Annotated in this window: 16 protein-coding genes; 13 read left to right on the top strand and 3 right to left on the bottom strand. The window is 37.5% G+C overall.

Annotated elements, in window-relative coordinates; translation table 11 throughout:
- The 6 genes from ACZ449_RS14325 to ACZ449_RS14300 all read left to right on the top strand — a co-directional run bounded on the left by ACZ449_RS14325 (position 1) and on the right by ACZ449_RS14300 (position 7,681).
- The gene (locus tag ACZ449_RS14325) at positions 1-1,125 is read left to right on the top strand and encodes a TniB family NTP-binding protein (protein WP_464261649.1); all 1,125 of its coding nucleotides are present in this window, start codon (positions 1-3) and stop codon (positions 1,123-1,125) included.
- A 971-nt stretch (positions 1,126-2,096) separates the two neighbouring features.
- Complete coding sequence (locus ACZ449_RS14320; RefSeq protein WP_464261648.1) at positions 2,097-4,004, top strand: hypothetical protein; 1,908 nt, start codon at positions 2,097-2,099, stop codon at positions 4,002-4,004.
- Between the two features lie 711 nt (positions 4,005-4,715).
- The gene (locus ACZ449_RS14315; protein ID WP_464261647.1) at positions 4,716-5,531 is read left to right on the top strand and encodes a hypothetical protein; all 816 of its coding nucleotides are present in this window, start codon (positions 4,716-4,718) and stop codon (positions 5,529-5,531) included.
- A gap of 85 nt (positions 5,532-5,616) precedes the next feature.
- Complete coding sequence (locus ACZ449_RS14310) at positions 5,617-6,240, top strand: hypothetical protein (RefSeq protein ID WP_464261646.1); 624 nt, start codon at positions 5,617-5,619, stop codon at positions 6,238-6,240.
- A 42-nt stretch (positions 6,241-6,282) separates the two neighbouring features.
- Positions 6,283-7,080 carry a hypothetical protein gene (locus ACZ449_RS14305; RefSeq protein ID WP_464261645.1) on the top strand — a complete coding sequence of 266 codons (798 nt, stop codon included), beginning with the start codon at positions 6,283-6,285 and terminating at the stop codon, positions 7,078-7,080.
- A gap of 454 nt (positions 7,081-7,534) precedes the next feature.
- Positions 7,535-7,681, top strand: a complete 147-nt coding sequence (locus tag ACZ449_RS14300; RefSeq protein WP_464261644.1) for a hypothetical protein — start codon at positions 7,535-7,537, stop codon at positions 7,679-7,681.
- A gap of 299 nt (positions 7,682-7,980) precedes the next feature.
- Here the strand turns inward: ACZ449_RS14300 and ACZ449_RS14295 are convergent, their stop codons facing one another.
- Complete coding sequence (locus ACZ449_RS14295) at positions 7,981-8,328, bottom strand: magnetosome magnetite crystal formation protein family (protein ID WP_464261643.1); 348 nt, start codon at positions 8,326-8,328, stop codon at positions 7,981-7,983.
- A gap of 401 nt (positions 8,329-8,729) precedes the next feature.
- Here ACZ449_RS14295 and ACZ449_RS14290 point away from each other — a divergent pair, with 401 nt between their 5' ends.
- The 6 genes from ACZ449_RS14290 (at position 8,730) to ACZ449_RS14265 (ending at position 12,312) form a co-directional block, all read left to right on the top strand.
- A complete protein-coding gene (locus tag ACZ449_RS14290) occupies positions 8,730-9,503 on the top strand; it encodes a transposase (protein ID WP_464261642.1) in 774 nt (257 codons plus the stop codon).
- A 339-nt stretch (positions 9,504-9,842) separates the two neighbouring features.
- Entirely contained in the window at positions 9,843-10,430 is a 588-nt protein-coding gene (locus tag ACZ449_RS14285; RefSeq protein ID WP_464261641.1) for an RQC-minor-1 family DNA-binding protein, read from the top strand.
- A complete protein-coding gene (locus tag ACZ449_RS14280; protein ID WP_464261640.1) occupies positions 10,430-10,573 on the top strand; it encodes a hypothetical protein in 144 nt (47 codons plus the stop codon). Before ACZ449_RS14285 ends, ACZ449_RS14280 begins: the two co-directional genes overlap by 1 nt.
- Positions 10,574-10,602: 29 nt before the next feature.
- Positions 10,603-10,983, top strand: a complete 381-nt coding sequence (locus ACZ449_RS14275; protein ID WP_464261639.1) for a hypothetical protein — start codon at positions 10,603-10,605, stop codon at positions 10,981-10,983.
- A 231-nt stretch (positions 10,984-11,214) separates the two neighbouring features.
- Positions 11,215-11,832 (top strand): hypothetical protein, encoded by a 618-nt coding sequence (locus ACZ449_RS14270; protein ID WP_464261638.1) that lies wholly within the window; start codon positions 11,215-11,217, stop codon positions 11,830-11,832.
- A 237-nt stretch (positions 11,833-12,069) separates the two neighbouring features.
- Positions 12,070-12,312 (top strand): transposase, encoded by a 243-nt coding sequence (locus tag ACZ449_RS14265; protein ID WP_464261637.1) that lies wholly within the window; start codon positions 12,070-12,072, stop codon positions 12,310-12,312.
- 97 nt (positions 12,313-12,409) lie between these two features.
- Here the strand turns inward: ACZ449_RS14265 and ACZ449_RS14260 are convergent, their stop codons facing one another.
- Complete coding sequence (locus tag ACZ449_RS14260; protein WP_464261636.1) at positions 12,410-12,757, bottom strand: magnetosome magnetite crystal formation protein family; 348 nt, start codon at positions 12,755-12,757, stop codon at positions 12,410-12,412.
- Positions 12,758-12,999: 242 nt separating this feature from the next.
- On the bottom strand, positions 13,000-14,748 hold the full coding sequence (locus ACZ449_RS14255) for an IS1634 family transposase (RefSeq protein ID WP_464258205.1): 1,749 nt from the start codon (positions 14,746-14,748) through the stop codon (positions 13,000-13,002).
- 452 nt (positions 14,749-15,200) lie between these two features.
- Here ACZ449_RS14255 and ACZ449_RS14250 point away from each other — a divergent pair, with 452 nt between their 5' ends.
- Positions 15,201-15,974, top strand: a complete 774-nt coding sequence (locus ACZ449_RS14250) for a transposase (protein WP_464261635.1) — start codon at positions 15,201-15,203, stop codon at positions 15,972-15,974.
- Positions 15,975-16,041: the final 67 nt, after the last annotated feature.

The following is a 16,041-nucleotide window of genomic DNA, read 5'->3' as shown; positions in this document are numbered from 1 at the left end:
ATGGATATAAATAATAACTCAACTTCCAAAGTGTTAGATGAAACCCATACGGATCTGTTAGCTGCATTTAAAAAATTCACGATTTCCCATCCTAAACTGATTGAGACCGATGAAGCATTAGAACGAGTCATTCGTGAGCCGGGTGGTTCCCGTATTATCTTTGTAATTGGTCCCAGTGGTGTAGGCAAGACAACGTTATTTAAACACATCAGTACCCGTTTGGCAACCCGATACAAAGATCCTGATGATCCGGGACATATACCGGTAGTTGCTGTGGAAGCTCCAGCGGCAAGTTCAGGGCAATTTAGCTGGCGCTATTATTATGTTGAATGTTTGAAGAAATTGCGGGATCCGATTACTTTACACAATTGTAATAGGGTAGATCTTTTCGGTGACCTGGTCTCCGCCAAAGAGCGCCGGTCGGAATTTGAACTTCGATTTGCCGTGGAAACGGCTTTAAAACAGCGTAAGACAAAAATTGTGATGATTGATGAAGCGCAACATATCTCCATTGTAGCCAGTGGCCGGAGGATGAAAGATCAAACCGAGTTTTTGAAATCGACTGGTAATATGACGGATGTTACTTATGTGCTCTTTGGCACTTATGACCTGTTGCAGCTCTGCAATTTAAATGGTCAATTGGCCAATCGCAGCACCCTCATTCACTTTCCACGCTATGATGCCCGTAACGAAGAAGACATTGAAACTTTTCAAAACATATTACTAACGTTTCAAGCCAATCTGCCCATCGAAGTGGAACGCGATTTAGAAGTGGACTGGGAATCCCTCTATATACGCAGTATTGGCTGTGTTGGGGCTTGTAAGCTATTGCTCAATAAAGCGGTAGCAACGGCGCTAGATGAATCAGCACAATTTCTGACATTAGATCATATAGAACGTGTGGCCCATTCCTTACGACAATGTGAGCAACAAGCCAAAGATGCTTTGCATGGTGAAATGCGGTTTGTGGAAACCGATGAACAACTGGAGAGTCTTCGAGAATTGCTGGGGCTTACAGGCTATCTGGATTTAGGGAAAAACGAAAGCAATAAAAAGGGGTCTAAGAGAAGCAACAAACCAGGGCAACGAAAGCCTACGCGAGATAAGATTGGGCAACCGGCGTGAAGACGATTGATTATGTGGGGCTTTAACTAGCGAATGCAATAGAAAAAGTCTTATGAACAAGTTTAAAAGTTTGCCTAAATATGCTAAGATGGCAGTACTATCAGTGGATAGACTCTTTTCTGGAACAGCTTGAAACAGAAATGTCTATGGATTACTATTATCGAAAGCTAGGGTGGAATCCTGTGGTAACTACGCTTAGATGCCTTGATGTTAGGAAATCTATAGAACAAGCAAGGAAGAATTAAAGCGTTGTTTGAAAGTTAAATTTGGATTACCTCCCGATAGCCCCACAGCGGAAGAATTATTTGATATTCTCCGAGAAATTGAAAAGATACCAAGACCTAGTAGAAATGATATTGTTTGGTGAAACGTTGTATACAACATCGTAATATTTGGTGGAAAGTTTCTATATCACGGATTGAATTTTAGTGACTTAAACATTCTTCATGTACAAATTCAGTTGTTATTGCCTCCATCACCAAAGAAGTGACTTATAATTAAGAAAGTAAATCTTTGTGGTTCTTGCTGCAAGTATATCTTTAATTAGAAAGAGTGGATATTAGTACTAATTCCAGTATTTGCGCGGATTTGAATATATTCCTGGCGGCAAGTTATGATTGAAAAACGGCAAATACATGGTTAAAGTCACACCCGCGAATTAGGCGGGTTTTTTGCTATGTATTTTTTTGACGGTTACGTGTGGCTCCACCAAGTAGATTGTTTTTACTTAAAATAGCAGAAATGGTGGTTTTGTACAAGGGTTTTGTCGGATTTGGCTAGAAGTATTGTATATTCTTGGAAACAATAGTAAGAGTCACAAAGATCGTTACCCAACTCATGTAATTCAGCTTTGCATATAACACTCACTGTTGGGTTTAATTTTTTGATTTAAATGCAACTACTAGGAGTTTCCAATAGTTCGTTAAGGGTATAGTATTGATTTAATTAATGAGTAGAGGAGAATGCAGTCTATGCTTAAGCAGCAAGGTATAGTACAAAGAAATGATTTAAATCTGCGAATTGAATATATTGGGCTTGAAACAGAGATTTATCAAACAGATACATACAAGTATGCAATTTATTGTGCCAATTATAAAGGCGATTTTGAAGAATTGCTAAATCATTTTAACTATTCGATACGACAAGGTGGAACGAATGTAGTTTTAACCGACCATCGGCCAACGGAATTTCTATATAGAATAGATACCATTCCTCTATCGGACGTAGTAAACGGATTTAGAGCAACCTGCGTGACTGAATGCGATTTGGACAACTTTATCCGAAGCAAATTCTATGATATAGATATTTCAAAGATTACGATTCCTAAAAAAGGAATTGACTTTGAAATCCTAATTGAGGTCTCCAAGGAGACCGAAGATTCCCAAATGGAAAAAATAAGGGGATTTCTCTTAGATGCAGACTTGGGCACTGACAAAATAATAGTAAAATATGAAAACGAAAATTACAATAAACAACTGGAAGAGGGTTTTCCAAAGATAAATGCAGAGAGCCAGAGAATTAAACAATATGAAAACAGCTTTAAAGTCATGCATTTGAGTCTGCATAAGGAGCTTCCGTTTACGATTGCAGAAGCTGATTATTGGTTTGAGCGTGCAGAAGATATATATACAGGAAAAGCCGCAAGAAATGATCTGCCTTTTTATCGAGGGGACTCTTTAAAGTGCTTTCTTGACTTTTCTGTATTTGATAATATTGATCTACGCAATGTCTTATTGCTGTACGATACTGTTTATATAGCTCTTCCCATCGAAGAACACTGGGCTAGGTTTTTAAAACAGCAAAGCATTACTCCTGCAGAATTGATTGACCTTGTAGATATGGGTAAAGTCGTTTTACTTTTGCCTAATCTGGAAACCCGATATAACAAAAAACTTCTTTTAGAAGTATATAAACGAAATCCTGCTGCTATTGTGGGTAGGCGCGGTATCAATACATTATTGGCAGCTTACCTGGCTGAAACAAAATTTCAATATGAAAGACGTTTGCCGGACATATACAAAATCGCTTCGGATATTTATATGAAAGGTATAGAACAGAAAGAGTCTTGCGTACAAAATATAGCCCGTTTAATAGCCTGGCCGATTACGGCAACTGCAGAGAGTTTTCAATATCTAAATCAAAGTAGCCCGATGGCGGTGAGCAACTTTGGCATTAACAATGTGATTTATGATAACATAATTAAAAATGATGAGCAGGAAAAAATAGCGTTTGAGTTTACTGTAAATTCATTAAGCACACACATTGCGTCAGCACTAAAAGCTACATACTTTCCATTTCAGCAGTACGGTGAAGATGGAGCAAAATATTCCGACGCAGGAATCTCAAATATCCTGGGAGACTTTTTAAAACTTTATTGGTATGACGCGGATAATATACAGAATCTAAAAGATATACGCCTTCAGGGCAGTGAGGATTGTCTGAATTTAATTAAATGTAAACACAATATAAGTATTTTAAAAGTAGCCTCGTTAGCAGATGAATATAATACGCAAGGGGGATTCAAGGATATTTTGACCAAGTTAGGTCAGATGGATGAAGAACAACGCAAATATAAAATCAGGGAATACAACGATATTTTATTTGAGGTTAGTAAGATTCAAGGCAATAATCATGGTGGCTTGTTCAAGTTTATGCTTGGTAGCACCGGCTTTTTACCGCTGGACTATACAGCTTCGTTTATATTATCGTTAATAGGGATGATAAAAGAACAGGCAGATGCTTCTTCTCAGATGAAAAGGATCGCAGAAATGAAAGCCATTGAAAAATGTATTGAGGATCACGGCGTGATTCCTAAGAAACAAAGTGTGAAAGACATTTATCTGCTTGATAAAATATCAAGTGTTGCAATATTAAAGTAATGGATTAAAGGAAAATAGGACTAAACAATGGCTATAATTCAGAGTATCATGATTTGTTGTTTGCATACTGTTTACTATATTATTGGTGATGATGAGAACGGATGGTTTATGAGCAGAGGCTTTTTGATGATGATAGGAGAATGAAAATAATATAGCTAATATAATTTGCAAAATGGACGCATTCCTTTGATGGATAAAAATGACGATATTTTAAAGAGTCGGAAGAAACAGTAACAAGTATTACAAAGTGATTTGAAGTAGCAGAAGCATAACGGTTATTATTGGACTGTTTGGTATAGATCGTAGGGATAAAAACACTATTTTAGAAAAGAAGGTTTTTGATCAAAGTTTCGATGTGGGCATAGCTGATTATCCAGCTTGCGCAGCAACCGACTGCAAGAAAAAATTAAGAGCGGATTGTTATACTTATATATGGTGCAAAATGATATTATCGGGCATACCGTTCTAGAATTGGACGGTCAAGATAACTGTGTAAGATATATATAACTCATAGTAATGATGAATTAGATAAATTGATTTACGGCTCAATCATGGATAAGCTACTTTTAAAGATAGAGTCTATAGTTTATATAGCAGGATAAAAGCAAAAAGATAAAGAAAATAACCATAGTTTACTATTAGAGTAAGCTGTGGTTTATTTTTACATATGCGCTATTGTCGGACGAATTTTTTGCAGGTAGGTGTGTTATTTTGCTAGATCTAGAGTTTTGTATACTCAAGGGAGAGTTTCAAGAGGTTAATAGTTTAGAAATCGATTCAGCTTCTGCTAATTATGCTAATGATTTGGTAGTGAAAGCAATTAATTATTTATATAGTGAATTAGAAATTGAAAAGAAGTTAATAACATTTAAGCTAATACTTGCAAGAAATTATTTAGATGTTATTAATAATGTAAGAATGTTTAAAATTGAAGAAAGTAATTCTAATGGGACTTTCTTACCTATTTATTTGCAAAAAAAAGAAAATGGATTTAGGGATATGCCCATTATTGTAATTAACTGGCGAAAAATTAATGAAGCTAAAGCTGAAGAAACTTTTATAGAATCAGTATTAGTTCATGAACTTACACATTACATTATTGATTTGAAGTATTTTGAGTCTTTTATGGAGAAATATTATATTTGTTACGGTACGGAAAAAAAGGATATTTTAGGCGGGTTTTATGAAGCATATTCTGAAATGATGGCAAAATATTTTCAAGAAAAGTATAATTGCATGGCAAAAAAATATAAGGAACAAATATTCATTGAGTATATAGAAAAGACCGTTACAAAAGTGAGAGATGAAAAAGATTTTTATCGCATGCAACATTTTTGGGGGCAAATATTTTGCTGGGAACAACTCGCAGAAAAGTGGCGATTTAGAGATGGACTTTATTGGATAGAAAAAGCAAAAGAGGATTTTTTGATAAGATATGAAAAGCAGTCGTATTATAGGTACTTTACCACGATAGAAGCCTTTTGGAATTTTTGTGATAGTTTTATTTCTGAGGAAGAGAAAAACTAAATAAACATGATTAATTACCAAAAGTTCTTCTATATTGTACAATTAACTTTGATTAAAGACTGACCAAAAATAGAAGGGGAATTTTATGAATCTAAGGGAAAGAATTCTTTTGCTTGTAAATAATAGAGATGGGCTCACCGACCGTGAGATTACTGATGCAATTATAGGGAAAGGACAACCCCCGCAAAAAATAAATGGAACATGTAGAAAATTAGCTGATAATGGATTGTTGGTGCGTAGGAAGGATTCGAATGGCAAGATAAGGAATTGCGTGACAATTACGGGACAAAGTTATCTTAGAGGAGACGAACAAAAATGCGTTGAAATGTCAAAGGATATTGAACTTCTAACTGAAGATGCGTTGAAAGCGGTAGTTTGCCAATGGTTAATTGACCAGGGGTGGCAAGCAAAAGTGGCTTGGGGAAGAACCCATGGAATAGATATTAGTGCGTTCCGAAAAGATGAATTGTGGGTTATTGAGGTAAAAGGTCAAGGGTCACTTGATGCAATGAGGGTCAATTATTTTTTGGCTATTCTTGGAGAGATTTTGCAAAGGATGGATGAACCAACAACTAAGTACAGTATTGCTTTGCCTGATATCTTTCAATTTCGCAATTTGTGGGAGAGATTACCCCGTCTAGCTAAAGATAGACTAAAGGTGACGGCGTTGTTTGTTTCAAATAATGGAAACATTGACGAGGTATTTTGAGCTTGGATGTAACTAAGATATATCAGGTTAGGAGTGAAAAATGTGAATAAAAACAGACAAGATAGTGACATTGAAGAACTAATAAACTCGGGATCAGAAATTGTTGGCGCCGCTACAGGTGGAGTTTTAGGTTTTTTTTCAGGAGGTCCAGTGGGTGCAGCTTTGGGTGGGGCAGGAGGAGTTGTTGTTGCAAAAGGCCTGTCAAAACTGGGGCTGGAAGTAAAACAGAGATTTTTGGGAAAGCGTGAAGAGGTTAGGATCGGAGCAACAATTTCTTATGCAATCATGAGAATACAAGAGAAGCTATCTAGTGGTTGTAGCTTAAGAGATGATGGATTCTTTAATAACGAAACCAATAATCGTTCAGCTGCAGATGAAATATATGAAGGTGTAATTTTGGCTGCACAACGAGAACATGAAGAAAAAAAAATAATGTACTACGGTAATTTGCTTGGGAACATAGCCTTTAATAAAGAGATTGATAGAGCGTTTGCTAACCAATTGATCCAGCTTAGTGAAAGTTTATTATACAGGCAACTTTGTTTGTTAAATGTTTTCTTTAAGTCAAGCAAAAGCAAATCAGTTATCCTTAGGCAAACAAATTTTAGAGATCCGTCTGTAAAGATACCAAAAGAATTGATTCCAGTATTATATGAAATATTAGATTTGTATAATCGCAATCTAATTGTTGACCCCAAGGCTCATGTTTTTGGCTTAACTGATGTTAATCCTGCTGGTGTGGATGTGCATGGATTAGGCATAGTGCTATATCAAATGATGGAATTGAGCACAATTCCTAGTGAGGATGTAAGTTCTCTAGTATATCTATTGCAACAATAAAGTTATTATGTCTTTCCAATAATAGTTCAACTATATGCGTGCGGGGTATATGATAATTACCATGTAAAAATTAGCTCTCAACAGAAAACCACCCCTATCTTTAAGGGTGTCGAATCTTTACGTGAATTCGGTAATTATACGTATTAGTATTACCTTTCTACCAAAACACAGTACGTCTGGGAGAAAACATGCCTAGGTAATGAGAAACATGATTATATCTTAATGGGTGTATCTGCAAGGTTAAAGATCGTTTCTTCAATATAAATAGTTATAGTTCAAGCCCGCCGATTTGGCGGGCTGCCGAATTTGATGACCATGTCGAATTGAGATATTTATCTAAGGATTCTCGGCAAACTTACGCTTATAAAACGTACTCACGGCAAACATATGTTTAAACTAATACATAATGGATATTAGTATTAAATTAAGTGTTTGAGCGGATTTACAGACCTATATGGCGGCAAATTTATGCTTAAAAAACGGCAAAGTTATGGTTAAAGTCACAGCGAAATTCGCGGGTTTTTTGCTGTTTATTTGGGGTGTAGGTGGTGGAGGCGACCAAGAATATGATTTTGATCAAAAAAGCGGCAATGATGTTTAAGCACAAGGAGATTGTCGGATTTAGCTAGAATAGTAAACAATGGTATGGATTGGAAGATGTATCATGAGTCGAGAAACTATCACCTGACTCATCTAAGAATACGAGGATTGATAGAAATACTATTTTAGAAGCATATCAGGTTGTCGGCAACCCCGTCCCCGTGACACTCCTTAATAAAAGTATAGAGAAAAACTGCGTAGAGGTGGATTATGTCGCGCTATGTTACCAGTAAGGAAAGCACTCTGACGGTTCCGTTGCTCCCCTTTCTTCTTTTATGTTAAACTGGGGTTTCTTAGTGATCATATTTTATTCACAAGTCCTTGAATTATTGGATACTTATAAACCTGGCCGTCAGCCGCTTTAACTGCGGCGATGATGGAGGTTATCAATAGCAGCAGCCAAAGAATAGCTATGATGGGTAACAGTAGCAGCCCAATTAGCAGGGTACATAGTAGGCCAGTAGCCACAGAAACGGCCAAGATCACCAAGTGGGCAACTAAGGCCTGTTTAGCATGTTCATATACGAAAGGGTCATCTTTTTTGACTAAGAAAATGAGCAGTGGAGCAATAATGAAACCAAGTCCTCCAAACAAATAAGCCAGGTGTGCCAATACGGCCAGCAGTTTTTGTTCTCCAGTAATATTCATGACTGGACGCCTCCTTCTCACCAGTAAGTTTTCATCAGCAGTATATATCATATTATAGCAGATGGTGGCTCTCTATGTGTTTGTAGGGTTTATCTCAGCATACTATTTCTCATCCTTGGTCAGCAATTTTGAGGAAGATTTTTATTGCAACTGCCAGTATAATTAAACTAGGGATTTTTTATCACGAAAAATATTGCTAGGCAGGAGCTGGGGAATTATGAATATTTATTTTTACAATACCATCATCGGCAAGATCGGAATCGCCGAAACAGACGGCAGCATTACCAATGTGTGTTTTGAAACCGATATCCTGCCACAGCAAGAAGCGTGAGGGACGGTTCTATTGCTTCCTCTATTTTTTTATGTTAAAATGAAGAAAAAAGATAACGGAGTGAAACCTGATGTCAAGGAGCGCAAGAAAGAAAAGTAGTAGCGGTATCTATCATGTCATAGTGAGAGGAATTAATCGGCAAGATATTTTTCATGAAGAGGAAGACTATACAAAGTATTTGGAAATAATCAAACGCGCAAAAGATATTAGTAAATTTGAGATATACGGATATTGCTTAATGAGTAATCATGTTCACTTGATGGTGTGTGAAAAAGCAGATAGTCTGGATTCAATTATGAAGCGCATAGGAGTAAGCTACGCTGGCTGGTATAATAGAAAACAGGAGCGGGTAGGACATTTATTTCAAGATCGGTATAAAAGCGAGCCTGTAGAAGATGAGACCTATTTGTTAAGTGTGTTAAGGTATATACATAACAATCCAGTAAAAGCAAAACTGGTTTTGAAAGCAGAAGAATATAAGTGGAGTAGTTATAGGGAATATAATGCTTTATCGTATTCTGATAGGATTATTAACAAAAGATTTATACTAGGGATATTTGCTGAGAGTGAAGAAGTAGCTTTACAAAAATGGCGGGAGTTCGAAAAACAAGATAATAATGAAAAATTTCTCGATGTAGAGGCTATGCAACAAAAAATAAGTGATGAGCGCTTATATCAAGAAATACAAGCTATTTTGAATGGACAATCAGTTGGTGTGTTGCAATCAATGGAAAAATCCAGCCGGGATAAAATAATACGCCAAATAAAAAATATCGAGGGAGCAACACAGCGGCAAATAGCTAGGGTAGCAGGTATTAATCAGAGTCTTGTGTTCAAAGCATAGGAGCGGCGGAAGAACGAAATCGCTTTCGCGATGGCTTATTTACAGTTCGGCCTGGATAAGATAAAATTGTAATGTACACATTTATAATTATGAGAAAACGTCGAAATAAGTCGAAAAAGATTGAAAATCCATAAGGAGAAGCCCGCGATTTCCTCCTTCCTGGGCAATCAAAAATTTTGCGCGTAGATAGTTTTGTGGCTCACCTTGCAACCTTCTGCTAATAGGTGAGCCTTTTTGCGCGCAAAACTTCCGATTGAACCCTTAACGAACTGTCCCGTTGCTTTCCGTAAAAAAGAATATGTGTTTTGATTGCACAGGTAGCACAAAGGGGTAATAACCATGAGCGGAAAAAAACAACGAGTCAGATATAAGATTGACAGCGGTGACATAAGCCACCTTGCAGATGAAGAAATAAAAGCAATTCTTCGTGTTGCCGACGAGCTTGTTGCGACCGGGGGAAGGAGCATGCTGGCAAAAGTCCTTAAAGGCTCCAAAGACAAAAAGGTTCTTGAGCACGAACTGGAGCAATGTCCTGTTTATGGATACTACCGGGAGCTGACCTTGCAGGAAATAACCAACCGGGTTGACTGGATAATAAAGAAGGGCTACCTTGAAATAGAATACAGAGACAGGCTTCCCCTGCTTGTTTTTTCGGAAATCGGATGGGAGATTGAGCGGGAAACCTATGCGGAGGAATTGCTTCAAAAGCTTGTGGAGCTGCTGGAGGGGAAAGATTACAGCTTTGTTCAGGAGTTGAAGGACAGAAACAGGGGAATGATTTTGCTCTTAATTGAAAAAATCAAACAGACCGGTAGTGCAAGGTTTATACCGTTGCTGAAAGCCTGGAAAGAAATTGAATACCAAAAGGTGCAGACTGAAATTCAAAAGGTCATAGAGTGCCTGAAAAAGGAAGGAAGGATTTTTTGATGAACCTTAACGATTTTGAAAACCGCATTGATAAAAAAATCCTTGCAAGGGGATATGACTATTTTGAAAACAACTGTGTAGTCTCAATAAAGGAAACGGATGACAATAAATATGAGATGGAAGTGGCGGGCACATCGCTCTAGTTGGTGGATGTTGATTTTTTAACAAGCTCATGGAAGAAGCGTCCAATAAACGGTATGAGGGATGGTCTGACCAAATCATCTCCCGGTTGGAAGATCAAAAGAGATTTCATAGCGACATTTATACTCGTATTCTTATCGAGGAAGGGGAAAAGAAAAAAATCCTTGAGTATGTTAAAAAAAATTTCTCAGAAGTTGAAAGCTATTATAAGTACTTTGTTCCTGAATTTAGGAAAGAGGATTTTGGTTTGTTTTTGAAATATATTGAACAGGCGGCAGCAAGGGCGTCAATAGAAGGGCTTACAAGGAGTTTGTGCTATTATCCGAAACCTGAAAAAAGCAGGGGGAAAAGATCAGGCGTTGGAAATCAAACAAAAACTTTTTATCAACTATGCAAACAGACCGGCGTTTAGGGATGAATTGACAAGGGTATAACCTCGGAATAGTATGGAATGATGAAAAACCGCGGAATTCGCGGTTTTTTGTTATATAGAGAAATGCTTCCCCTGTTTGACGATAACCGTGGATTTCTAATGATTTTAAATAAGGTTCTAAATAAAAACAAAAAAATGCAAAGTATACTACGGGTATAGCAAGTTACCATAACTACTAAATATAAAATAATTTAAGGAGAAAGATTACAAATGAAAAAACTGATTCTGACAACAATGCTTGCTTCGCTAACTCTTGTCGGTACTGCTGTTGCAAGTGTACCAGGTATGGATGCAGCCGCAGGACAAGGGCAAATAGGCTATTCCTATAATAAGTTAGATACCAGTGTGGGAACACTTGGCGATCTGGGTTCTTTAAAAAATAATAATTTTGAAGGTGCCTATGGTCTAAGTGAGAAATTCGCTGTTACCGGCGACTATCTCAATTCTGAGTCAAACAACTATTATTCGACAGGTAATGGCTATTACAATGATCTGAGTCTCAATTCAACTGAAATTGGACTGCAATATAAATTAAATAAAAACGTTGCCGTTTCTGTAGGTAATGTAAAATCTGAACTTAAAGCCAACAGCGACTCGATTTCGACAAATGAAATGTTTGCCGGTATTGCGTATAAAGGCGCTATTAGCAACAAAGTAGGCAGCTATGCATCCTATATCCGTTCTGAAAATGTGCAGGACTGGAAAGCCGGTCTAACTTATGACGTAGGTAGCAACATCACACTTGATACAGGGTATCGTAGCTTTGATAATAATGACTTGGGTATCAAAGCCGACGGTATGGGCTTTGGTGCAAACTATAAATTTTAATTAGGAAATATGTTGAAACGGGACTACCGCGGTAGTCCCGTTTGGGAGTTTTAGTAGCTACCAGAAGTTATAAAAAAATTCTGTTGACATAAGAACGACTAAGGCTTCTGCCGGCGACGCACCCGGATGGTGCTAGTGCCGATTGCGCCATGGATGGCATAGCAATTCGGCCGTCCTGAGGGATTTGGCACAAGCCAAGTCTTTTCTTATGCTAAACTGGAGAAAAAAGAAAATGGAGTGAAACCTGATGTCAAGGAGCGCAAGAAAAAAAGTAGTAGCGGTATCTATCATGTCATAGTGAGCGGGATTAATCGGCAGGATATTTTTCACGAAGAGGAAGACTATATAAAGTATTTGGAAATAATCAAACGCGCAAAAGATAGTAGTAAATTTGAGATATACGGATATTGCTTAATGAGTAATCATGTTCATTTGCTGGTGTGTGAAAAAGCAAAACTGATTTTGGAAGCAGAAGAATAAAATATACCCTATAGAGTAGACGGTAAAAAGGAAAAGCACCGGGACGGTTCCGTTGCTCCCCTTTCTTCTTTTATGTTAGACTGGGGTTTCTTAGTGATCATATTTTATTCACAAGTCCTTGAATTATTGGATACTTATAAACCTGGCCGTCAGCCGCTTTAACTGCGGCGATGATGGAGGTTATCAATAGCAGCAGCCAAAGAATAGCTATGATGGGTAACAGTAGCAGCCCAATTAGCAGGGTACATAGTAGGCCAGTAGCCACAGAAACGGCCAAGATCACCAAGTGGGCAACTAAGGCCTGTTTAGCATGTTCATATACGAAAGGGTCATCTTTTTTGACTAAGAAAATGAGCAGTGGAGCAATAATGAAACCAAGTCCTCCAAACAAATAAGCCAGGTGTGCCAATACGGCCAGCAGTTTTTGTTCTCCAGTAATAGTCATGACTGGACGCCTCCTTCTCACCAGTAAGTTTTCATCAGCAGTATATATCATATTATAGCAGATGGTGGCTCTCTATGTGTTTGGGTAGGGTTTATCTCAGCATACTATTTCTCATCCTTGGTTAGCAATTTTGAGGAAGATTTTTATTGCAACTGCCAGTATAATCCCGAGTTTGACACTTGCAAGAGAAAAAAGTGCCTAGAACCCTTGAAAATAAAGGGTTCTAGGCACTTCGTATTTTCTTACTTTTTGAGTAATGTTTTTTCGTTTTTAGTGGCTTTAAAAATTTTTTTCATTTCTTGAGTTGGAATAATTTGTCGGTCTGTATGGAATTGAAATTTTTCATGAAGTAGATCTGTAAAGTCATCGCTGACATAGGTAGGCATATAGCCTTCGGAAGCGACTTTATAAAAATTGAAATTGCGCAGGCCATCTATAATTCTGTGGCAAGAGAAGCGTTCGTCGAGGATCTTCTCTAAAAGGCGATACAGAGTCAGTGCTAAAAAGCATGTTGTAAAATGAGCGTGAATGCGGTCATCGCGGCTCAAATAAACGGGGCGTGCCTGAAATTCTGTTTTCATAATGCGAAAGCTTTCTTCAATTTCCCAACGTTGATGATTTGTATGTATGATGGATTGTGCATCATCTTCCAGATTAGTACAGATACCATAATATCCATCAAACATTTCTTCTTTTAGGATGAGTTCTGCGTCGATGCTATACAAGTTTTTTGCAGCGATTTCACCATCGGGAGTGATACTTTTTTTCGCGATAAAGCGTTTGAAGTCATTTGAATGGCATTTACCGATTTTCTGCGGATTTTTTTGAACAAGCTTCATGGCACGTTCTAACTGGGAGCTGCGTATTTTTCTTTGATAATCCCTGTATTTCAAAGAAAAAGTAACAATCAGGCGTTGTTCTAAGTCATTTTCTTTTATCCAGCGTTCTTTGAAAAAAGTGGTATTTTTATAGGCCTTATAAAGGGTATCGTCTGTATCGAGTTTTGTGAGATCAAAAGTACCGTCAGTGCCTGGAATAAACCATCCTGATTTTGCAAGAGCCCACTGCAGTAAAGGTTTCTTTAACTTTTTTATCGACTGAGTGGTAATGAAGGCTCGATTTTTTTTATCGTTAAATCTTCTGTTTGCGTTGGAAGCAAGACCGGCATCGGTGCAAACAACAAGCTTAGATAGTTCAAAGTCTTTCAGAAGTTTTTGCTCTAACGGAGTCAGAGTCACTTGTTCATTGGTGTTGCCTTTGGAAATATTGAATGCCAGCGGGATGCCGTCACCATCCATAAAGAGGCCCATTTGAACAATCGGGTTCGGTCGGTGTTCTTTAGACATACCATATTGTCTAAGACCGGACTCCTGTTCGATTTCAAAGAAATAATTTGTGCAATCATAGTAGAGGATGTGAGTATTTCTATCGAGGGTGCGGCGGCTATTTTTATATAGTTGGGATTGAATGAAATCGCTTTCTTCGGAAATAATGCCAAGAGCCCTATAAATATGTTGAATTTCAAAGGAAGGAGGTTCAAGGAATTTTTGTGCAATTTGCATGGTGGCAAGTTTGGAGGCGGGAAAAAGAATTCGGGCATATAGCAAATTAGAAAGAATGGAATTAAGATCAAAGGCAAATTTATGTTTTTTCGAAATGGCTTTCGAGATCGAATCAAGACCTAAAGCATAGTAGATAACTTGCAAAAAAAGATATCCGCCGTTAAAAAGGACTTGCTGATTTTTCCCGATGTGTTTTGCTGGAGAAAATGAGATACTTACTTCGCGTTTGCCGGCTTTTTCCTTTTTGTTGAGCTCATCAATATAGGTTTTGGCCCACGCGATAGGATCTTGGCCGTTTAGTTTTTCTAATAATTCAGTATAGGTGCCGAGCTTTTCCACTCGTTCAGAAGAATTGCGACCGTTTTTATAAGTAGAACGAATGACATATAGAGATTTAGAATTTTTGGACTGAACAATACTCAAATGCATAACGAATACCTCCTGTCACCTATATTATAACACATTATTAGATATTACTCGATAATCAAAAGAAAAATTTGACAAAAAAATAAGCCTATTTCAAGGCTTCAAGGGCATTTTTTGTTTATACAAGTGTCAAACTCCCGGGTTTATCTCAGCATACTATTTCTCATCCTTGGTTAGCAATTTTGAGGAAGATTTTTATTGCAACTGCCAGTATAATTAAACTAGGGATTTTTTATCACGAAAAATATTGCTAGGCAGGAGCTGGGGAATTATGAATATTTATTTTTACAATACCATCATCGGCAAGATCGGAATCGCCGAAACAGACGGCAGCATTACCAATGTGTGTTTTGAAACCGATATCCTGCCACAGCAAGAAGCGTGAGGGACGGTTCTATTGCTTCCTCTCTTTTTTTATGCTAAAATGAAGAAAAAAGATAACGGAGTGAAACCTGATGTCAAGGAGCGCAAGAAAGAAAAGTAGTAGCGGTATCTATCATGTCATAGTGAGAGGAATTAATCGGCAAGATATTTTTCACGAAGAGGAAGACTATACAAAGTATTTGGAAATAATCAAACGCGCAAAAGATATTAGTAAATTTGAGATATACGGATATTGTTTAATGAGTAATCATGTTCATTTGCTGGTGTGTGAAAAAGCAGATAGTCTGGATTCAATTATGAAGCGCATAGGAGTAAGCTATGCTGGTTGGTATAATAGAAAACAGGAGCGGGTAGGACATTTATTTCAAGATCGGTATAAAAGCGAGCCTGTAGAAGATGAGACCTATTTGTTAAGTGTGTTAAGGTATATACATAACAATCCAGTAAAAGGAAAACTGGTTTTGAAAGCAGAAGAATATAAGTGGAGTAGTTGTAGGGAATATAATGCATTAAATTATCCAGATATGATTATTAACAAAAGATTTATACTAGGGATATTTGCTGAGAGTGAAGAAGTAGCTTTACAAAGATGGCGGGAGTTCGAAAAACAAGATAATAATGAAAAATTTCTTGATGTAGAGGCCATGCAACAAAAAATAAGTGACGAACGCTTATATCAAGAAATACAAGCTATTTTGAATGGACAATCAGTTGGAGTGTTGCAATCAATGGAAAAATCCAGCCGGGATAAAATAATACGCCAAATAAAAAATATCGAGGGAGCAACACAGCGGCAAATAGCTAGGGTAGCAGGTATTAATCAGAGTCTTGTGTTCAAAGCATAGGAGCGGCGGAACTGTCCCGTTGCTTTCCGTAAAAAAGAATATGTGTTTTGATTGCACAGGTAGCACA

Source organism: Desulfosporomusa polytropa (genome assembly GCF_055380075.1).
This window is presented reverse-complemented; position numbering and strand designations above follow the sequence as displayed.